Annotated in this window: 18 protein-coding genes; 13 read left to right on the top strand and 5 right to left on the bottom strand. The window is 39.0% G+C overall.

The genetic code is table 11. The features are described 5' to 3' along the window. Positions 1-83 precede the first annotated feature (83 nt). On the bottom strand, positions 84-2,135 hold the full coding sequence (locus DV942_RS13440; RefSeq protein ID WP_222431110.1) for a DUF5916 domain-containing protein: 2,052 nt from the start codon (positions 2,133-2,135) through the stop codon (positions 84-86). 6 nt (positions 2,136-2,141) lie between these two features. Then, positions 2,142-2,504 carry a DOMON domain-containing protein gene (locus DV942_RS23710; protein ID WP_222431109.1) on the bottom strand — a complete coding sequence of 121 codons (363 nt, stop codon included), beginning with the start codon at positions 2,502-2,504 and terminating at the stop codon, positions 2,142-2,144. A 189-nt stretch (positions 2,505-2,693) separates the two neighbouring features. Here DV942_RS23710 and ffh point away from each other — a divergent pair, with 189 nt between their 5' ends. The 8 genes from ffh (at position 2,694) to DV942_RS13400 (ending at position 10,205) form a co-directional block, all read left to right on the top strand. Next, on the top strand, positions 2,694-4,031 hold the full coding sequence (gene ffh, locus DV942_RS13435) for a signal recognition particle protein (protein ID WP_090981275.1): 1,338 nt from the start codon (positions 2,694-2,696) through the stop codon (positions 4,029-4,031). Positions 4,032-4,382: 351 nt separating this feature from the next. After that, the gene (locus DV942_RS13430; protein WP_145858220.1) at positions 4,383-5,921 is read left to right on the top strand and encodes a YifB family Mg chelatase-like AAA ATPase; all 1,539 of its coding nucleotides are present in this window, start codon (positions 4,383-4,385) and stop codon (positions 5,919-5,921) included. Between the two features lie 129 nt (positions 5,922-6,050). Continuing rightward, on the top strand, positions 6,051-6,770 hold the full coding sequence (locus DV942_RS13425; protein WP_145858217.1) for a hypothetical protein: 720 nt from the start codon (positions 6,051-6,053) through the stop codon (positions 6,768-6,770). Between the two features lie 20 nt (positions 6,771-6,790). Further along, complete coding sequence (locus tag DV942_RS13420) at positions 6,791-7,429, top strand: XAC2610-related protein (protein WP_450091355.1); 639 nt, start codon at positions 6,791-6,793, stop codon at positions 7,427-7,429. A gap of 9 nt (positions 7,430-7,438) precedes the next feature. Further along, entirely contained in the window at positions 7,439-8,095 is a 657-nt protein-coding gene (locus DV942_RS13415; protein ID WP_145858213.1) for a SanA/YdcF family protein, read from the top strand. Between the two features lie 288 nt (positions 8,096-8,383). Further along, a complete protein-coding gene (locus DV942_RS13410; protein ID WP_090981288.1) occupies positions 8,384-8,758 on the top strand; it encodes a hypothetical protein in 375 nt (124 codons plus the stop codon). Between the two features lie 111 nt (positions 8,759-8,869). Next, positions 8,870-9,439 carry a Crp/Fnr family transcriptional regulator gene (locus tag DV942_RS13405; protein WP_145858212.1) on the top strand — a complete coding sequence of 190 codons (570 nt, stop codon included), beginning with the start codon at positions 8,870-8,872 and terminating at the stop codon, positions 9,437-9,439. 85 nt (positions 9,440-9,524) lie between these two features. Next, positions 9,525-10,205 (top strand): type 1 glutamine amidotransferase domain-containing protein, encoded by a 681-nt coding sequence (locus tag DV942_RS13400; protein ID WP_145858210.1) that lies wholly within the window; start codon positions 9,525-9,527, stop codon positions 10,203-10,205. Between the two features lie 53 nt (positions 10,206-10,258). Here the strand turns inward: DV942_RS13400 and DV942_RS13395 are convergent, their stop codons facing one another. Next, complete coding sequence (locus tag DV942_RS13395; protein ID WP_244950692.1) at positions 10,259-10,567, bottom strand: hypothetical protein; 309 nt, start codon at positions 10,565-10,567, stop codon at positions 10,259-10,261. A gap of 40 nt (positions 10,568-10,607) precedes the next feature. On the opposite strand from DV942_RS13395, the gene DV942_RS13390 reads away from it, so the two are divergent. Both DV942_RS13390 and DV942_RS13385 read left to right on the top strand, forming a co-directional pair. After that, positions 10,608-10,958 carry a hypothetical protein gene (locus tag DV942_RS13390; RefSeq protein ID WP_145858208.1) on the top strand — a complete coding sequence of 117 codons (351 nt, stop codon included), beginning with the start codon at positions 10,608-10,610 and terminating at the stop codon, positions 10,956-10,958. A gap of 190 nt (positions 10,959-11,148) precedes the next feature. After that, positions 11,149-12,531 (top strand): MBL fold metallo-hydrolase RNA specificity domain-containing protein, encoded by a 1,383-nt coding sequence (locus tag DV942_RS13385; protein WP_134204457.1) that lies wholly within the window; start codon positions 11,149-11,151, stop codon positions 12,529-12,531. Positions 12,532-13,190: 659 nt separating this feature from the next. On the opposite strand, the gene DV942_RS13380 is transcribed toward DV942_RS13385, so the two are convergent. Beyond that, on the bottom strand, positions 13,191-14,438 hold the full coding sequence (locus tag DV942_RS13380; RefSeq protein WP_145858206.1) for a glutamate-5-semialdehyde dehydrogenase: 1,248 nt from the start codon (positions 14,436-14,438) through the stop codon (positions 13,191-13,193). 134 nt (positions 14,439-14,572) lie between these two features. After that, positions 14,573-15,652 carry a glutamate 5-kinase gene (proB, locus tag DV942_RS13375; protein ID WP_134204453.1) on the bottom strand — a complete coding sequence of 360 codons (1,080 nt, stop codon included), beginning with the start codon at positions 15,650-15,652 and terminating at the stop codon, positions 14,573-14,575. Positions 15,653-15,871: 219 nt separating this feature from the next. Here proB and DV942_RS13370 point away from each other — a divergent pair, with 219 nt between their 5' ends. From DV942_RS13370 to DV942_RS13360, 3 genes are all read left to right on the top strand, one after another. Continuing rightward, positions 15,872-18,022, top strand: coding sequence for a S9 family peptidase (locus tag DV942_RS13370; RefSeq protein ID WP_145858204.1), 2,151 nt, complete (start codon positions 15,872-15,874; stop codon positions 18,020-18,022). 142 nt (positions 18,023-18,164) lie between these two features. Next, the gene (locus tag DV942_RS13365; protein ID WP_145858202.1) at positions 18,165-18,617 is read left to right on the top strand and encodes a hypothetical protein; all 453 of its coding nucleotides are present in this window, start codon (positions 18,165-18,167) and stop codon (positions 18,615-18,617) included. 26 nt (positions 18,618-18,643) lie between these two features. Then, positions 18,644-19,876, top strand: coding sequence for a M16 family metallopeptidase (locus DV942_RS13360; RefSeq protein WP_134204447.1), 1,233 nt, complete (start codon positions 18,644-18,646; stop codon positions 19,874-19,876). Positions 19,877-19,937: the final 61 nt, after the last annotated feature.

Genomic DNA, 19,937 nt, shown 5'->3' with positions numbered 1-19,937 from the left:
AGGTGCTGACCACACAGTAGCTACAAGACAATTGAAAACACTACTTCTACTTGTAAAATAAATTCAGCATGATGAAAAGGAGTTTAATCTCTCTTCCCTTTTTTCTTAAGGTCTAGATAATCGACATAATACAACAACTTAACCGAAAGACTGTTGTTTTGTGGAGCATTTAAAATCCCGCTCAGGTTATTATTGTAACGTGGGGTGTAATAAGTATCGTAAGTTTCTGCTGCATCTTTATAAGAAACAGATAAAGTGCTGCCTGGAGCAAACTGCCAGGTATAAATTAAATCGATATTGAATACATTATAATTTTTATCCAGCCCATTCAATGGAGCTCCGCTATAGTTGCTTAAATTGCCATCGGGTTTAAGCAGGTAAAATTCTTTGTTTCTTCTGTCGCTCCAATAGTGCTTTAAAACCACTGTAAACCCCATTAAATTGGTAAAAGTATATTTGGCATCGAATGAGTTTTCTACCGTTCTACGGTCGTATTTAGAGAAAATGGCTTGATCACCCTGTGCCGTTACCCAGTTTACATAATTATAATTTGGGTTAAAATTGAGGTCTAAACCAAAAGCAATTTTATCATTTATCCGCAGGTTTTGGAAAAAGTAAACATTATATTCTTTGCCCTTAAAAAGTTCCTGCTCCCTGTAGCGGATGTTTCCACCAAAGTTATAAGCTTTTGCCCGGTTTCGATTAACATATAACACGAAACTATAGCTTTCGGGGGCTTTGTATACCTGCCCGTTTCTTGATTCGTAGAAATCGTTTTTTGCAGCGGTATAGATTCCATTTACTTCTGCCGACCAAAGATTTTTAAATTGAACATAAGGTCCGCCTTCTACAGAAAAAGTTTGGAAGCTGCCTGGCGTAGCCCTCCTTGAGTATGAAATATTAAAGTAGCTTAATAACTGATTATACCAACTACCTGGCTTATAAACATTATAATGAAAATCCAGTACCTGATCTAAAAAATTGTTATTGGTAAAAAAGCCTAAATCAGACGGATCGAATTTATCGTCAGCATATTGCTGCGAATAACTCCAGAGGAAATTACCACTCTGCTTGCCAAACTTAAGCCCATAACTATAACCGGTATTGGTTTCATTGCCCTTTAAATAGCTCATTTTGGCCGCACCATTAACGAAATACTTATTGCCTTTATTGTTTAAGTTAAATAGTACGGCCGTTACGTTGGCATCGTATGCAGCCCCTTTCCTTAACACATTGGTATTGATAAATGTTGCCGAGCTATTATTTTTTAGTGATTGATCGAATACCAGAATGTTGTAATTGGTAAGCGGCTGGGTTTCAACCAGGCGAAGGTTGCCCTGCGCATCTTCAACCTCGGTTTCCATGCCGTTAGTAACCGCATTAAAAATCCCGATACCCAGGCCTTTCACCGTCCTTCCGGATATTTTTGTAGCATTTAAAACCTTGGCTTCAGTCTGATCTTTCACAACCTTATCACTGCCCACGCCACTATAATTGTAATAGTACGGAATAGAGCCGATCCGTTTGGAATAAAAAAGATCTCCTTTGTTAAACAGCTCCGTGCCCTCGGTAAAAAACTGTCTGTTTTCATTAAATTTCACTTCAAAAGGAGTGAGGTTCAGTATCCTGTTATCGGATTGTACCTGACCGAAATCTGGCACCAAAGTCATATCGAGGGTAAAACTGTTGTTGATCCCATATTTAACATCCATGCCGCCATTAAAACTCGATGTGGTGTTTTTAACACCAGGCAAATTAACAGGGTAATGGTTTACATAAGCTGAAACATAGGGTGAAAAAGACAACCTTAATGGTGGCTTAATATCTTTTATTCCCGTCCAAAGGCCTTCCTGATTGATAAATCCATTTATTTTAGGGTCGACGAAATTCCAAAAAGTCTGTGTATTGCTCCGTTGTATTCTTCGGCTGAAATTCAATCCCCAGTTTTGCACCTCTTTGCTCGAGAAACGAAGGGCTGAATAGGGAATTTTCATTTCACAGGTCCAACCTTTATCATCAATCTTAACTGCACTTTCCCATACCGCATTCCAGTTGGCGTCTTCATCGCCCACCTGCGAATATTTAGCGTCAAACTGCACTCCCGCAGCAGTAACAAAAAAGCCGTTTCCGTTCATTTTATCTTAAAAAGGGTCAACAATAATCGAAATAAAGTCGGCGTTTCCAATATTATCTCTCGAAACCAACTCGTGCGCAATACTGTCAGGATGATCATACATACGCGCATAAACATAAATGGCTACATCATCATAAATCACTTTCATTTCAGTGCGCCGGTCATGACCTTCTATCTTTCCAGGGTTTGGCCTGATCTCAATGAAATCAGTAGCTACAGGGACATTATTCCAACACTCATCATCTAAAATACCATCTATTTTAGGGCTTTGCAGCGTCCTTTTCGCTTCCAGTTGGCGCTGTTTTGAAATATCCTGAGCTTGAGAAAAAGCATAAGAAAATACAAAAAGAATGAGAAGGCAGCGTTTCATTTGTTTAGCTTAGTTAGGTATAAGACCGCGCCTTAAATCAGAATGTTGCACAAGAAGAAAATTTTATTTACTACCTCAAAGTTTTGACTTTGAGGTGCAGCGATTTACAAGCAAAATTTGATACATTTGCCTTTTATTAAAAACAAGTAGCTTTTTGCCTCCGGCATAAGGCTTTTAGCTTAAAAAAAGATGTTTGATAATTTACAGGACAAGCTAGATAGAGCATTTAAAGTATTAAAGGGGCAGGGCAGTATTACGGAAATCAACGTGGCAGAAACCATGAAAGAAATCCGCAAAGCATTGCTGGATGCCGATGTTAACTATAAAACAGCAAAAGCCTTTACTGATGAGGTGAGGCAGAAAGCTCTGGGGCAAAACGTACTTACCGCGGTTTCTCCGGGTCAGTTGCTTACCAAAATAATGAACGATGAACTTGCGGCCTTAATGGGTGGCGAAGTTACAGAGTTGAATACAAAAGCAAATCCTACCATCATTCTAATTGCAGGTTTAAACGGTGCAGGTAAAACTACTTTTGCCGGTAAACTGGCCCTACACCTGAAAGGTAAGGGCAAAAAACCTTTATTGGTGGCAGGCGATATGTACCGCCCGGCGGCCGTAGACCAATTAGAGGTTTTAGGAACTTCAGTTGGGGTGTCTGTTTATGCGAACCGCGCCTCAAATGATCCTGTTGGCATTGCCTTAGAAGGTATTGCACACGGTAAACAAAATGGGAATAACGTCATCATTATCGATACCGCAGGTCGTTTAGCGATCGACGAGTCGTTAATGAACGAAATATCTGAAGTTAAAGCCCAAACTCAACCACACGAGGTTTTATTTGTAGTGGATGCAATGACTGGTCAGGATGCGGTAAATACGGCCAAAGTATTCAACGACCGTTTAGATTTTACAGGTGTTGTATTAACCAAACTGGATGGCGATACCCGTGGTGGTGCAGCCCTTTCCATTAAATCAGTAGTAAACAAACCTATTAAATTTATTGGTACTGGCGAGAAGATGGAAGCCCTGGATGTTTTCTATCCAGATCGTATGGCATCACGTATTTTAGGCATGGGGGATGTGGTTTCGCTTGTTGAACGTGCTCAGATGCAATTTGACGAGAAAGAAGCTGCAGAATTGCAAAAGAAAATCCGTAAGAATAAATTCGACTTCAACGATTTCTACAACCAGATTCAGCAGATCAAGAAAATGGGTAACATGAAAGATCTAATGGGCATGATACCAGGTGTAGGTAAAATGATGAAAAATGTAGATATCCAGGATGATGCATTCAAATCAATCGAAGCCATCATCAATTCGATGACACCATTTGAGAAAGAAAACCCGGATAGTATTCAGCAAAGTCGCCGTTTGCGTATTGCAAAAGGTTCAGGAAGCAAGGTTGAAGAGGTAACCAAGCTCATTAAACAGTTTGAAGACATGCGTAAAATGATGAAGCAGTTTTCTAATCCTGCAGCCGCGGCAGCCATGATGAAAGGCATGCCTAAAATGCCATTTGGCAGATAGATTAAAAGGTTTGGGGTAAAGGGTTTAGGGCGCAAGGCTAGTAGTTGCGTCATACTGAACTTGTTTCAGCGTCCTTTAAAATAATACAGATCCTGATCAGCAATGGTCAGGATTTATTGTTTTATCGGTTTTGGAAATGAATGTTGGTATTCTATAGGGGGGGTTCAACCCTGCTCTCCCTACTGCCGATAGAAAAAATCGGCATTCGTACAATCAGGTTTATTTAACAATGGCTGGTAAAAAATGATCCGCCAACAGATACCAAAACTTGATCTTTTTTTAAATAATCTGTATATTAGAATCAATATTCATCCCGAATAATTTACATAAGACTTTATTTGAACTAACTAAATGCTTGTAAAAACATACGGGAGTGCTGTTTATGGCGTAAATGCACTAACCATAACCATCGAAGTGAATATTAGCGCAGGCACCAAATACTATATGGTGGGCTTGCCCGATAATGCGGTAAAAGAGAGTTTGCAAAGGGTGGCCAGTGCCATCAATGTTTCAGGTTTCCGCATGCCTAAACAGAAAATAGTGGTAAACCTGGCGCCAGCTGATATAAAAAAAGAAGGCTCATCTTACGATCTGCCCATTGCTATCGGCATTCTGGCGGCATCAGGGCAAATCCCAGCCGAAGAACTGGAAGACTACTTTATAATGGGCGAACTGTCTTTGGATGGAAGTATCCAGCCCATAAGAGGTGCCCTTCCAATTGCCATCCAAGCGCAGCAAGACGGCTTTAAAGGTTTTATCTTACCAAAACAAAACGTTCGTGAAGCAGCCATTGTAAACGATTTAATTGCATACGGTGTGGAAAACCTGGCACAGGTGGTAGCTTTCTTTAACAGAAGCGAAGTACTAGAACAGGTTAAAGTAAATACCAGGGAAGAATTCTTAAAAAACATCAACAATTACGAACACGATTTTGCAGATGTTAAAGGTCAGGAAAATATTAAACGAGCGTTAGAAATCGCAGCTGCAGGTGGTCATAATGTTATTTTAATTGGTCCGCCAGGAGCGGGCAAAACTATGCTGGCCAAGCGTCTGCCCACTATATTGCCCCCGTTAAATTTAAATGAGGCCTTAGAAACCACAAAAATTCACTCTGTAGCCGGAAAACTCGCTGCGAGCGACGCGTTAATGACAAGCCGTCCGTATCGTTCGCCGCACCATACCATTAGCGATGTTGCGTTGGTAGGCGGCGGAATGAATCCACAGCCCGGAGAAATATCGCTGGCCCACAATGGTGTTCTGTTCTTAGATGAATTGCCAGAATTTAAACGAACCGTTTTAGAAGTCATGCGCCAACCTCTGGAAGACCGTAAAGTAGCAATTTCAAGGGCAAGGTTTTCAGTAGAATATCCGGCCAGCTTTATGTTGGTGGCCTCTATGAATCCCTGTCCTTGTGGCTTTTACAATCACCCGGAGAAAGATTGTGTGTGTGCACCCGGCGTAGTTCAAAAATACCTGAGTAAAATATCAGGACCACTCCTAGACCGCATTGACCTGCATGTGGAGGTAACGCCTGTTGATTTTACCGAACTTGCCTCCTCACACGAAACAGAAAAAAGCAACCACATCAGGACACGAGTCATTAAAGCAAGGGAAATCCAGGATCTACGTTTTGCGGATAGAGAAGACCTGCATTGCAACGCCCAGATGAGTCCTAAAATGGTGCGCAAAGTATGCCAGATCAGCGAAGCCGGAACCAATTTATTAAAGACAGCAATGGAAAGGTTAGGGTTGTCGGCCCGTGCCTACGACCGGATTTTAAAGGTTGCGCGAACCATTGCCGATTTAGCCGATAGTGAAAATATAGAGCTTGAACATTTGGCCGAATCAATCAATTACAGGAGTTTGGACAGAGATGGCTGGGCGGGATAACGCTTTACACAAAAAAGCGTTTTAATTTGCTCGTTATCTTGATAAAGATTAAGTTTATCGATCAGCCAATGCCATATATATGAAAAATTTACCTTCTTATTTTCTGGCCCATTGGTAATTTTATGCTATATGAGAAATATTACAGGCCTAATGCTATTATTAATTTCTGCTCAGCTATTTGCTCAAAGCAACAATCCTCAAATTCCTAAAACAGGCATTAATACCAATGCATTTGTTCCAAAAGGATGGAAAATAATTTATCGTGCCAAAGGTGATTTAAATAAAGATCATTTACCTGATGAAGCCATCATTATCCAGAATACGAATCCAGAAAATATCATCAAAAACGAGGGGATGGGCATTGATAAACTGAATTTGAACCCCCGTATGCTTTTGGTGCTTTTTAAAACATCCGGCAACTACAGCTTACAATCCCAAAACATCATTTTTATCCCAACTGAAAATAATGAAGAGAATACCTGCCTCGCCGATCCTTTAGAAGAAACGGGGGCCATCAACATCAAAAACGGTACACTCACTTTAAGTTATCAATATTGGCTAAGCTGTGGCTCCTACTGGGTAAATAATGCTGATTATACATTCAGGTTTCAGAATCAAAAGATGGAACTTATCGGCTTTGATGCGGAGAGTTATAGCCGGTCTTCAGGAGAACAAACCACTACCAGCGTTAATTTCTCTACCAGGAAAAAAAGTGAAACCTCTGGTGGCAATATGTTTAGCGACAAAACCAACACACCAAAAACAGTGTGGAAGAAATTTAATTGGGTCAGATTGCTTACACTTGATGAAATGACGGAAGAACTTGCTCAAAAACTTGCAGAAATATAAATCTTTTTGAGATGTTTAACGTGAAGAAGGTCTTTTTTTTATGTTTTATATTTATTTCGAGTCATTCGTTTGCACAAAAAATATTCCATCAGACTGATGTAAAAGGCACATGGCAATATGTTCACCCTTTTAAAGATAAGCGTTATGTAATGGCTATACAATATCTGATTGTTGATGGAGAATCCTCAGAAGAGCCGTCCAATGCCATCATTTATTTCGGTAAAATCGGTAAAAAAGCCGACAAAATTTTCTGGAAAGAAAATCTTGCTCTACGCCAGATCAGTAACAATATTACTTACGAAGACTATAACAACGACGGGATAAAAGATCTGTTAATTTTTGAAGATACAGGTGGAAGGGGAGGAAATTCTTTTTACAATCTTTACCTTGTTAATCCTAAAAACCATACCTTAACCAAGGTCGGAGATTTCAACAAAATTGTTAACCCTAACTACAACAAAAAATACAAAGTGATTGTGAGTTATGGTTTGACAGGTACTAATTATTATCAGTTGTATAAACTGAATAAAAAGCACATACCATATAAAATTGGCAAACCCTTTGACGATACTGAAGATTTAGATCTGGATAAAAAGATTGCCACAATTTTAAAGAATAATAATAATCCAAAACAGCAGATCAAAAAGATAGGCAATTAGTACATCTAAATGAACATTAAAAACATAATAAAACTTCTTTTATATGCCATTATTTTAAGCGTTATCATTGTATTGGGGATTAATTTGTTAGTCAAACATCAAACTGATCCATCAATTTACTTCAACGCGCAAAACGTACCAAAAACCAGGGTAGCCATTATTTTCGGCGCAGGAATAAATAACAACAAGCCCGGTAAATATTTAAAAGACAGGCTTGATGCTGGCATAAAACTCTATAACAATCAAAAAATTGATAAAATTTTGCTTTCAGGAGATAACGGTACTGATGCGCACGATGAACTTACTGTAATGAAAATTTACTGTTATGAACATGGTGTTGATACCAGTAAAATTTATCTCGACTATGCAGGTTTTGATAGCTACTCTACGCTTTACAGATCAAAATTTATTTTCAAAATAGATACCGCCATTCTGGTATCGCAAAAATATCATTTGAATAGGTGTGTGAATATTGGCAACAAGCTAGGAATAAAATCTTATGGCTTTGCTGCAGATCAAGGAACATATCAAGGCTTCAAATACGCTTCATTCAGAGAATATTTGGCTATAGTAAAATCTGCTATTGATCTGATTATTGACAGAAAGCCCCGTTTTTTAGGTGAGCCGGTTGATATTAATGGCCCATCAAACTATACTAAACAATAGTATAAAGTAAATTTATTTATCAGCGCCTAAATTGAAAATTTCTTTTAAACCAAACAGTTCCGGTACTTAAACAAATCAGCATATTTTTTAAAAGGCATCATTAAACAGCCCGATTAAAAGATCAAACTCATTTATAAGAACCTAAAAAACAATAACTTATTAGTAAAGTTTAATTAGACCTGCTTGCTGGTTACTCATCTCATTTACCAATCACATTTTTCTTTGGCATAGTCATTGTCATAGCACTGTTACAATTATTACCTATTTAAAATTAAAAAAGTGAAAGAGATGAAAAAGACAGTTCAAATTTTCAGCATGCTTCTAATAGCATTAACCGTAATGGTATCATGTAAAAAAGACACCGATCCGGCAGATCGCGATTTCTTTGTAGGCACGTACAAAGGATCAGTTTCTTACCGTAGTGGCGAAAATACAATTACCAGCAGCGACGGAAAAGTGACCGTGAGCAAAGTTGGTGAAACCTATAATTTTTACTTTGGCAACAACATTCCGGATATTACTGGAGTAAAATTCGAAAAGAAAGGCGACAACAGCTACGTGAGTATCGGTTCTGGCTTAACTGGTATTAGCATTGACGCCAGTAATCTAACCATCAGGGTAGCTAAAGACAGTCAATTCTGGACTGCAGATTGTACCAGATAATAAAGAATAATATAAATTAAGGCCCGATTGGTAATCGGGCCTTAATTTTTTTCCTCACTTCGTTCTGAATGCAAAAAAAATTTTCATGCTTAATTTAGCTAAATTTACAGCATGAGTTTTGAATTAAAAACGCACCTCGAAGAAATCATTTCCCTTACCGATCAGGAATTTGAACATATTGTTTCTCATTTCAAACCTAAAACGCTTAAGAAACATCAGTACCTCATCCAGGAAGACGAATTTGTCAATCACATTTATTTTGTAGTTAAAGGTTTATTAAAAGCCACCTTTACTGATACCAATGGTAAAGAATATATTATCCAGTTCGCAATGGAAAACTGGTGGCTTTCTGATTTCAGGGCTTTTTATGGCCAGGTTAAATCAATTACCAACATCAGCTGCCTGGAAAATTCCGAATTACTCTCCATCACCAAAGAAAACCTGGATCTGTTATGCCGCGAAAGCCATAAAATGGAACATTTTTTCAGGGTAAAAAACAGTTTAGGATATGTAGCATTACAGCAAAGAATTTTATCCCTTTTAACCACAAGTCCAAAAGAGCGCTTTGAACAACTTGCTCACCAGTATCCGCAATTGATGCAAAGGGTTTCTAAAACAATAATAGCGGCATACTTAGGTATATCAAGAGAAACCCTAAGCAGACTTTCCGCAAAAACGTGATTTCGCGCACAATAAATCTGTGATTGAAGTCCTTTGCTACCAAACCCAACAGCTTTAACTTTGTAATACACTTAACATAAAACATATGAATAAGAAAGTTTTATTCGTGCTTACAAGCCACGACGAATTAGGAAATACGGGTTTAAAAACAGGTTTTTGGTCAGAAGAATTGGCAGCGCCATATTATGCTTTAGCCGATAAAGGCATTGATATTGTATTGGCCTCTCCAAAAGGTGGTCAGCCACCAATAGACCCTAAAAGTGAAGACCCTTCTTTTCAAACCGAAACAACGAAAAGAATGGACAATGACACGGTTCTCTTAGATAAATTGAAGAATACCACTCCATTGGCTGATATCAAAATGGATGATTATGATGCCGTTTTTTATCCTGGTGGCCACGGACCACTGTGGGATTTGGCAGAAAGTAAAACTTCACAACAGCTCATTACCGAATTCTATTCTGCCGGCAAACCTGTTGCTTTTGTATGTCATGCTCCCGGAGTGCTTAAGGATGTAAAGGTAAATGGCGAATACCTGGTAAAAGGAAAAAATGTAACGGGGTTTACCAATAGCGAAGAAGAAGCTGTACAATTAAGAAACGTAGTGCCTTTCCTGGTAGAGGATATGTTAATAAAAAATGGTGGAAATTATAGTAAGATAGCCGACTGGAGTCCTTATGCTGTAGTTGATGGTTTATTGATTACCGGCCAAAACCCTGCCTCATCAGAAAAAGTTGCAGAAGAATTATTAAAGCTTCTTGCCTAAATTTAAATCCTCAACAGAGATTGGTTTTTCCCCTCCCTGTTGAGGATTCCTTATTATAACCCGTCTTCTTCCTCGTCTTCAGGTTCAGGTAAATAATTTTCAATGGCCTGCCCAATTGCATTCACCTCTTCGTCTTCCTCAAAAATTGGAAGTTCGGTTTTATAGTCCATTTTTAACCAGATAGATGAAGTGTCCTTTTGGATCTGTATGTATTCTTTTCCCTCTTTAAAAATGGTATAAGAATCATTTCCTTCCGGAAAAACGGAATAATTAATTGGCCCTATTTCTATATCAAAAGGTTCTTGCATAGCGGATATTTTCTTACAAAGATAAAAATCTTTTTGTTGAGGTAACTTAGCCATACGCCAGACTTTACTATCTTTACCATAATAAATGTTAACTATGGATTTTTCAAAAGCAGATAACAAAGTTGCCCGAAAATTATTCGAAGTCGCTTTACAACGGGAACTAAAAAAGGAAATGCAGCTATTCTCCGAAATTTTAGACCAATGGAAAACACAACAGCCTGAAGACAACAGAGACGATTACTATAAAATTTTTACTGCTGTAAAAGATTTCGACAAGCACATCGCCAGAAGGTACGATGGACTTAGAAATTCATGGTTTTTAGGCACTATAACTGCGCTGCTTGTAGAAAAAATCATCACGGCAGATGATTTGGAAGATTTTTCAGAAGAGGCAAAAAGTGAAATATCAAGGAGCCTCAAATTCAGAGAAGTTAATCAATTGTAAATAATTTCAAATCCGGGAAAGGCAAAGCTCTGATTTTACTTTGTAAAGAAATTATGATTAATTTAGTATGCACTATGGCTTTTCTCCGCAACCTCTGTGCTAATGAAATTAAAAAATTACGCATGATTGTTTAAAAATCTCATCATTTGTACTACTTTACGGCTAAAGATTTTACGCGATAGATAAGAAGATGAAGTTAACGTTTTGGGGAGCAGCGCAACAGGTAACCGGTAGTATGCACCTGCTCGAAATCGGGCATTATAAAATACTGATAGATTGTGGATTAGATTACGAGAAAGAAACATATCAGGAAGAAAACCAACAATTCCCCTTTGATCCGGCCATTATAAACCTGGTAATTCTAACCCATGCCCATATCGATCACTCTGGTAATTTACCAACATTGGTTAGAATGGGCTTTGAGGGCCAGGTGCTTTGTACACCACCAACTGCCGATCTTACTTCGATACTATTGTTCGATTCTGTCGAACTTTTTTTAAGAAAGGCCGGCCGGAAACCGCGTACAAAACGTGGCAATTTTAGCGGACCAAAACCGCTGTACCTGCACAAACATGTGATGGATACCATCGATCGTTTTGTAACCATTGCTTTTAACAAACCTTTCAAAATTAACGGCGATATCACTTTAACCTTTGTGCCGGTTGGTCATTTATTGGGTGCTGCCGCAGCTGTTTTAACCATAAATGATGAGGGAATAGAAAAGAAAATCGCTTTTACGGGTGATATCGGCAGAGAGAACTATCCGGTATTGGTTAATCCGGAGCCTTTGCCAGAGGTAGATTATGTTGTAAGTGAAGCGACTTATGGAGGTAGAATACATACCAAAGATCAAACACTGGAGGAACGCCTGGTTCAGGAAATTACAGAAGCCTGCATCAAAAGTCCTGGCAGGCTGATTATTCCGGCGTTTAGTATTGGGCGTACACAATCGCTGGTATTTGCCCTGAACCAGATATTTACTAAAAAACTGTTGCCGCCCATTCAAATCTTTGTAGATAGCCCAATGGCCATCCAGGCTACCGAGGTTTATCGTAAACACCACAACCTGGTGAACCAGGAGGCAAAAGATTTTTACCAAACCATGGGTGATGAGTTTGAGTTTGAACACCTGGCTTACGTTCAAACCATGAAGGAAAGTAAAGATGTTTCTAATTATTTCGATCCCTGCATCATTATTTCCTCAGCAGGCATGCTGGAAGGCGGAAGGATCCAGGACCATCTTTATTACAACATTCAGAACTATTATTGCACCATTCTATTTATTGGTTATTGCGCAAAAGGAACGCTAGGCTATAAGTTATTAAGCGGAGCGCCCATCGTACGTATTAAAGACCGAGAAATGATGGTTTATGCCACTATCCGCCAAACAGATCTACTCAGTGGCCACGGCGATCATAACGACTTAATTAAAACAATTAAACAAACTGGCCAACCCAAAAAGGTATTTCTGGTTCATGGTGAAGATAAAAGCCTGCAAAGCCTATCATTAGCATTACAGGAAGAAGGTTTTAATGTAGAGGTGCCGGAAAGAGGAACGATGTTTGAACTTTAATACTAAGCTGTTATGCTGAGGGATAATTTATTTTATAAAAAATTAATATGATTGACAGTAGCATCTAATTGAAATAGACATCACAGAGGATCGTCATTGCGAAAAGGCTTTTTCAGCCGACGAAGCAATCTTTATAGCAAGGATCATTAGCATGAAAGATTGCTTCGTCGTTCCTCCTCGCAATGACGAATTTTTAGGGATGAGGTTTGTCAATGGTAGCACAGCGGAAAATTCCTGAATAAGTTGCACTACCGATTATGAAAAATTCATTGGCAGTTTTCCATAGTTTGCAGATTCTTCGCTATGCTACCATTGACGTTATTTTGTAATTACCTATTAATGAGCAGAATGCGGCATCATGCATTTCCGTATAGCTAGGCCATAGCACCGTATCACCGTTCTACTTAAAACCGGCCTAATAAATTTTTCGGACTGCACTGTTCTAGCCATAACACTGGCTTTGAAAGAAAAATTTTCAGCCGGCATTTTTTGTTACTTTTTGATGCCAAAAAGTAAGAGCCCTTCGGCGGCGGTGAGCCGAGGCAAGAATTGTGCGAAGGAAAAAACGTCAATCATATTGATTTTTATATCATAAATTATCCCTCAGAATGACAATATTGCTATGGTTTCGAACATCATCATCCCTCTTACACCTTCCATCATTTCCTAATTTGCCCATTACCCTTAACCACCCACTTATAGCTGGTTAATTCTTCCAAACCCATTGGTCCCCGTGCATGAAGTTTCTGTGTGCTGATCCCAATTTCGGCGCCAAGGCCAAATTGAGCACCATCGGTAAAACCTGTAGAAGCATTGGCATACACTGCTGCGGCATCTACTTCATTCAAAAATTGAGCGATATTAGCGGCATCTTCAGAAATGATGGCTTCACTGTGCTTAGAGCTGTAATCGGCAATGTGGTTCAATGCTTCTGCTAAATCCTTTACCACTTTAACTGCCAGCTTTAACGATAAAAATTCCGTTCCAAAATGTTCAGGCATAGCCTTATTCAATAGATTTGACGGATAAGAATACTTTAATGCTTCATAGCTTTTTTCATCTGCAAATAATTTCACATTTCCATCTGCCAGCGGAGATAAAAGTGCGGGTACATCATTTAACCTGTTTTCGTTAACAAGCACACAGTCTAATGAGTTACAAACGCTTACCCTTCTCGTTTTAGCATTAAAAATAATCGCTTGACCTTTCTCCAAATCACCTTTTTCGTCAAAATAGGTATGCACTATTCCCGCTCCGGTTTCAATAACCGGGATTTTGCTGTTTTCCCGGACATAATTAATTAACGATTGACTTCCTCTTGGAATCAGAACATCAACAAAGCCTCTTGCATTCAATAGCGCTTCGGTTGCAGCCCTTTCTGCCGGCAACAAGGTTAACACATCACGATTGATTTTATGGTTATCCAACACCTCGTGTATTACCTTTGCTATGGCCAGATTAGAAAACTCAGCGTCACTGCCGCCTTTTAATACGGCAACATTTCCGGTTTTAAAACAAAGCGAAAATACATCAGCAGTGACGTTGGGGCGAGCCTCATAAATTACACCCACCACGCCCAAAGGCACACTCACTTTTTGTATATGAAGCTGATTGTCCAATATTTTATCGGATAGTACTTTACCCAACGGACTGTTTAAACTTGCTACATTTTTAAGGTCAGTTGAAATATCAGCAATACGTGCTGCACTTAATTTTAGCCTGTCATATTTAGGGTCTTCGATGGCCATTTTAGCTAAATCCTTTGCATTTTCAGAAAGGATTTCGGCTGTATTAGCTATTAAAGCCTCTGCAAGATCCTTTAAAACAGCATCTGTTTTTTCTTTTCCCAGGCTAATCAAATTGCGACTAGCCAGCTTTGCTTTTTCGAAATATTGTTTGTAATCCATGTTGTTAATTATTAACCGCAAAGAGCACTAAGTTTTTCGCAGAGAACGCTAAAGTTAATTGCATATTTACAACCTTGTTTACCCTTCTCTTTGTGCCTTCGCGCATCTCTTTGCGTCCTTTGCAGTAAAGCCCTTTAAATAGCCGAATAAAAATAATCGTAATGCACCAAAGCTTTCTGTTTCTTTTGTCCTATTCTCTCTCTTGCCTTGTCAGATCCATATTCTGCAATCCCCAATCCGATCAGGTTGTGCTGCTCATCGATAATTTTAATAATATCGCCTTTTAAAAAGTCTGTCTGTATTTCAATAATTCCTATGGGCAATAAACTGGTTGCTTTGCCTGATGTCAATACCGTTTTTGCTCCATCATTTAATTTCACCACGCCAGTTGCGGCAGTTTCAGAATGGGCAATCCATTTTTTCTTACCTGATTTGCTTTTCTCTGGGACAAAGCGTGTGTGTACCAACTCATTGTTTAGTAGAGAAGTCAGTACCTCATCTTTTGTTCCATTGGCAATATGAACCGTTATGCCCAATTTAGCCACTTTTTGCGCCATGGTCGATTTGGTGACCATGCCGCCACGGCCAAACTGCGATTTACCTGTTTGAATAAAAGAAGACAGGTTAGCAACCGAACCGTTAATTTCCTCAATAACAGCTGAGCCTTCTAATTTCGGATCGCCATTATAAATGCCATTTACATTTGATAAAATAATCAATGCGTCCGCATTTAACATTGAGGCGATTAGTCCGGCCAGTTCATCGTTGTCTGTAAACATCAGCTCAGTAACCGAAACCACATCATTTTCATTCACTACAGGTATCACTTCATTCTGTAACAAAATCTGCAGGCAGTTTTTCATGTTCAGGTAGTGTGCCCGGTCGCGGAAATCCTCTTTGGTAACCAAAACCTGGGCGCATTGTATAGCATGCGTTGCAAAGAAACTCGAGTAGGTATTAATCAGTTTAACCTGGCCAATAGCTGCCAGTAGTTGTCGGGTAGTTACGGCATCTTGTTTTTCGGATACTTTAATTAAACTCCTGCCTGATGCTACTGCACCTGAAGATACCAAGATTACTTCAATACCCTGCTTTTTAATGTCGGCCAGTTGATTTACGAGGTGCTTAATCCTAAATTCATCAGGCAAACCATTTTCCTGCGTAATTACATTCGAACCAACTTTAACAACTATCTTTTTGTATCCTAATTTCATTATAATTTCAACCGTTTGGATATGGCAATTTACCATCAATTTTTATAATTCAGATGATTATCTATAGGCTTGATCGATTTTTACGAAAATGATAATCGGGTTTAGCGCTAAGCGTTTGGGGCTGATTAACCGGATAACCAGTTACCCACTAATAAACTAATGACTATTGAACTAATAAACTATTTCATTAAATTGCAATTGATCCTAAATCAAACCGCTATGAAACGTATCTTACCCGGCCTGATATTGCTTAGTGCAATTATGGCCTGTAATCACCCTCAAAAGAAAGAAATGAAAGCAATAAAGTGGCCTGATGCCAAAGCTCCGGTAGCAGAAATTATTCCGCACAAAAGAGTTATACATGGCGATACCGTGGTAGATAACTACTATTGGATGATCGATTATTTTAAAAAAGGTCCGGACAGTACCAAAGTTGTGAATTACCTGAAAGCAGAAAACGCTTACCTGGATACCATGATGAAAAGTACCGAAAAGTTTCAGTCCGATCTGTTTAAGGAAATGAAAGGCCGGATTAAAGAAAAAGATGAATCGGTGCCGGTTTTCAGAAATGGCTACTATTACTATTCGCGTACAGAAGACGGGCAGCAATATTTTAAGTATTGCCGCAAAAAGGGAAGTTTATCGGCTACAGAAGAAATTTTGCTGGATGTAGATCAACTGGCAAAAGGCCATTCCTATTACAGCGCTACCGGTTTTAGTGTGAGTCCTGATAATAAACTTTTGGCTTTTGGGGTCGATCAGGTTTCGCGCAGGCAGTATACCATTAACATTAAAAATTTAGAAACCGGAGAACTTTTAAAAGATGCCATTACCAATACAGAAGGCGGAGTGGCCTGGGCCAACGATAATAAAACGTTCTTTTATACTTCTAAAAACCCGGTGACACTGTTGAGTGAAAAAATTAAAAAACATGTACTGGGTACAGATGCCAAAACGGATGCTGTGGTTTACGATGAGAAAGACAACACGAACTATATTGGGGTAGGTAAATCGAAAAATGGCAGATATATCTTCATTGCTTCCCAAGGAACATTAACTGCCGAATATAAAATGATTGACGCCGACCATCCGGAAAGCCCCTTTAAAGTTTTTGCAGCCCGATCAAAAGATGTGCTGTATGATGTGATGCCCGTCGATGATAAGTTTCTGATCTTAACCAACTGGAAGGCTAAAAATTTCCGTTTAATGGAATGTCCGCTGGATAAAACCGAAAAGGAAAACTGGAAAGAAGTGATTCCGCACCGCGCCGATGTTTTATTGGAAAGCGTTGAAGAATTTAAAGATTTTACTGTTTTATCTGAACGTAAAAATGGGTTAACTGAGTTACGCGTACTCAAAAAAGACAAAAGTGATTATTACATCAAATTTGATGAACCTGTGTATGATGCCGGCGTAGGTGCAAATCCAGAGTACAACAGCACTACTTTACGTTATAACTATACTTCGTTAACCACTCCAAGCTCGGTTTACGATTATAACCTTACCGGGAAGGATCAGAAACTGATGAAGCAACAGGAGGTTTTAGGGGGCTATAATCCAAAAGATTATATTACTGAACGTGTTTTCGCAACCGCTAAAGACGGCACCAAAGTGCCAATTGCACTGGTATATAAAAAAGGCTTCGAAAAGAACGGTGAGTCGCCATTGTTGCTTTATGGTTATGGTTCTTATGGTTCAAATTCGGATGTTTATTTCTCTTCGCCTCGTTTAAGTTTGCTAAATAGGGGCTTTGTATTTGCCATTGCCAATATCCGGGGTGGACAGGAAATGGGCCGCCAATGGTACGAAGATGGAAAACTGATGAAAAAGAAAAACACCTTTACTGATTTTATTGCAGCAGGGGAGTATCTGATTGATCAAAAATACACCTCAAAAGGCCATTTATACGGTCATGGTGGAAGTGCCGGCGGCTTATTAATGGGTGCTGTAGCCAACATGGCCCCAAATTTATGGAACGGCCTTATTGCTGATGTTCCTTTTGTAGATGTGGTTAATACCATGCTGGATGAAAGCATTCCGCTAACAACAAACGAGTTTGATGAGTGGGGTAACCCGAAACAAAAAGCAGCTTACGATTACATGAAAAGCTATTCTCCTTATGAAAATATCGAGAAAAAAGCTTACCCAAATATGTTGGTGACTACAGGCTTGCACGATAGCCAGGTGCAGTATTTTGAGCCAGCAAAATGGGTAGCCAAATTAAGGGCCACCAAAACCGACAAGAATGTGTTGCTGCTTAAAACCAACATGGAGTTCGGCCACGGTGGGGCGTCAGGCCGTTTTGATTATTTAAAAGATGTGGCATTACGCTGGGCATTTTTGTTCTCTTTGGAGGTGATAACGAAATAATTTTCCATAAATCCGTCATTTCGAGCGGAGTGCAACGCAGTCGAGAAATCTAATTAAGCAGATCTCTCTCCCGAACGTTCCGGACTGCGCTTCGGTCGAGATGACGGAACTTTTTCAATAATATACCAATAATAACCCCACAATGAATACTCAACTAAAAACACTCCAGACCGTCCATCTTGCACTATGCTCGGGTGTATTACTTTTTGCATTGGTAACGGTATTTTTAAACCGCGAGCTTATGTTTTTTGATGCCAATCCAAAAACAACTGCCCCCTTTAACCCGATATTTCCGGTTATGGGATTAATCACCCTCTCTGCAAGCATATTTTTTTATAGAAATTTAATCGCTAAAATTGATAAAACGGCTGCTGATGATATTAAAATCAACCTGTATCAAAGTGCATTTATCATTAGTTCAGCATTACTGGAAGGCGGGGCGCTTTTCAATATTGTTGGTTTCTTTATGACACGTAATTCATTCTTTTTGATATTTGGGGCAGCTAATTTTATATTTTTGGTGTTGAAACGGCCAACTAAAGATAAATTGATTTCCACTTTACAATTGCAACAACCAAATTCCGGGTCTTTATAGGCAATTAGCCTTATCTTTGCCCCTTAATGGAATACAATGTTCACACTCTGCCAAACGGCATCCGCTTATTGCACGTGCCTGCGGCTTCAGCCATATCTCATGCATGTATCATCGTTAATACAGGATCGCGCGATGAGCCTGAAGGCAAAGCAGGTTTAGCGCACTTTATAGAGCACTTGATTTTTAAGCGTACCGAAAAACGGAACACCAACCAGATTCTAAATCATTTAGAAAGCGTTGGTGCAGATTTAAATGCCTATACCACTAAAGAATATACCTGCGTACATGCCTCTTTTTTAAATCCTTATTTAGCTAGAACTTTAGATCTCTTTAACGATATACTCTTCCATTCTACTTTTCCTGAAGAGGAAATGGATAAAGAAAAAAGTGTAATTCTGGATGAAATTTCTTCTTATCTGGATCAACCGGAAGAAGCGATTAATGACGATTTTGAAGATATGCTTTTTGCCGGTCATGCTTTGGGCAATAATATTCTAGGCACAACCGAATCCGTTCAACATTTTACAAGAGAAGATGTAATGAACTTCAGAAAGGCCAATTACCGTACAAGTGAAATTGTGGTGGCCGTTTTAGGTAATTATACTTTAAATCAAGTCGTAAATAAAGGAAGCAAATATTTTGCGGATGTAGAAGAGAATAACCCCAAAAAAGAGCGGGTTAAACCAACTATACTTCCTCCAAGTAATAACACCATTTACAAGCCCATTATGCAGGCTCACTGCATTTTAGGTACACAGGCATATTCTACACATCAATCACAAAAGGTACCGCTGATGCTGTTGAATAATTATTTCGGGGGTAATGGAATGAGTTCGGTATTAAATCTGCAGATCAGGGAAAGATATGGCATTGCCTACACCATCGAATCCAATTTTTCGCCTTTGAGCGACACTGGCATTTTCTCTGTTTATTTCGGAACCGATAAAGAAAAACAGGCTAAAGCGCTATCTTTAATTTTTAAGGAAATCAAAAAACTCAGAGATCGTCCGTTAAATGATTTACAGCTTCAGAAAGCCAAAAATAAATTTATCGGACAAATTGCTTTGGGAGAAGAAAACAGGATTGGTTTGATTATTTCGATGGCAAAAAGCCTGATCGATCATAATCAAATAGATTCGCTGGAAACCGTTTTTGAGAAAATTAACGCGGTTACCACCAGGCAAATGATAGAAGTTACCAATGAGATTTTAAATATTGAGCAACTGAGTGTCTTTACGTTCTGCCCAATAGCGGAATAATTGTTAGTTTTGTAAATCAAATCTTTCGGTTTGTCTTCCTTAACTTGTTGAAGGAATTAAC

Origin of the sequence: Pedobacter suwonensis (genome assembly GCF_007833675.1) — a bacterium.
In the GTDB taxonomy this organism is placed as follows: domain Bacteria; phylum Bacteroidota; class Bacteroidia; order Sphingobacteriales; family Sphingobacteriaceae; genus Pedobacter; species Pedobacter suwonensis.
This window is presented reverse-complemented; position numbering and strand designations above follow the sequence as displayed.

What these genes read in the sequence shown, in the direction of transcription:
- DV942_RS13425 (WP_145858217.1), top strand. Translation starts at nt 6,051, where the DNA reads ATGAGAAATATTACAGGCCTAATGCTATTATTAATTTCTGCTCAGCTA.
- DV942_RS13360 (WP_134204447.1), top strand. Translation starts at nt 18,644, where the DNA reads ATGGAATACAATGTTCACACTCTGCCAAACGGCATCCGCTTATTGCAC.
- DV942_RS13405 (WP_145858212.1), top strand. Translation starts at nt 8,870, where the DNA reads ATGAGTTTTGAATTAAAAACGCACCTCGAAGAAATCATTTCCCTTACC.
- DV942_RS13440 (WP_222431110.1), bottom strand. Translation starts at nt 2,135, where the DNA reads ATGAACGGAAACGGCTTTTTTGTTACTGCTGCGGGAGTGCAGTTTGAC.
- DV942_RS13370 (WP_145858204.1), top strand. Translation starts at nt 15,872, where the DNA reads ATGAAACGTATCTTACCCGGCCTGATATTGCTTAGTGCAATTATGGCC.
- DV942_RS13390 (WP_145858208.1), top strand. Translation starts at nt 10,608, where the DNA reads ATGGATTTTTCAAAAGCAGATAACAAAGTTGCCCGAAAATTATTCGAA.
- DV942_RS13395 (WP_244950692.1), bottom strand. Translation starts at nt 10,567, where the DNA reads ATGGCTAAGTTACCTCAACAAAAAGATTTTTATCTTTGTAAGAAAATA.
- DV942_RS13365 (WP_145858202.1), top strand. Translation starts at nt 18,165, where the DNA reads ATGAATACTCAACTAAAAACACTCCAGACCGTCCATCTTGCACTATGC.
- DV942_RS23710 (WP_222431109.1), bottom strand. Translation starts at nt 2,504, where the DNA reads ATGAAACGCTGCCTTCTCATTCTTTTTGTATTTTCTTATGCTTTTTCT.
- DV942_RS13385 (WP_134204457.1), top strand. Translation starts at nt 11,149, where the DNA reads ATGAAGTTAACGTTTTGGGGAGCAGCGCAACAGGTAACCGGTAGTATG.
- DV942_RS13380 (WP_145858206.1), bottom strand. Translation starts at nt 14,438, where the DNA reads ATGGATTACAAACAATATTTCGAAAAAGCAAAGCTGGCTAGTCGCAAT.
- DV942_RS13410 (WP_090981288.1), top strand. Translation starts at nt 8,384, where the DNA reads ATGAAAAAGACAGTTCAAATTTTCAGCATGCTTCTAATAGCATTAACC.
- proB (WP_134204453.1), bottom strand. Translation starts at nt 15,652, where the DNA reads ATGAAATTAGGATACAAAAAGATAGTTGTTAAAGTTGGTTCGAATGTA.
- DV942_RS13400 (WP_145858210.1), top strand. Translation starts at nt 9,525, where the DNA reads ATGAATAAGAAAGTTTTATTCGTGCTTACAAGCCACGACGAATTAGGA.
- DV942_RS13415 (WP_145858213.1), top strand. Translation starts at nt 7,439, where the DNA reads ATGAACATTAAAAACATAATAAAACTTCTTTTATATGCCATTATTTTA.
- ffh (WP_090981275.1), top strand. Translation starts at nt 2,694, where the DNA reads ATGTTTGATAATTTACAGGACAAGCTAGATAGAGCATTTAAAGTATTA.
- DV942_RS13430 (WP_145858220.1), top strand. Translation starts at nt 4,383, where the DNA reads ATGCTTGTAAAAACATACGGGAGTGCTGTTTATGGCGTAAATGCACTA.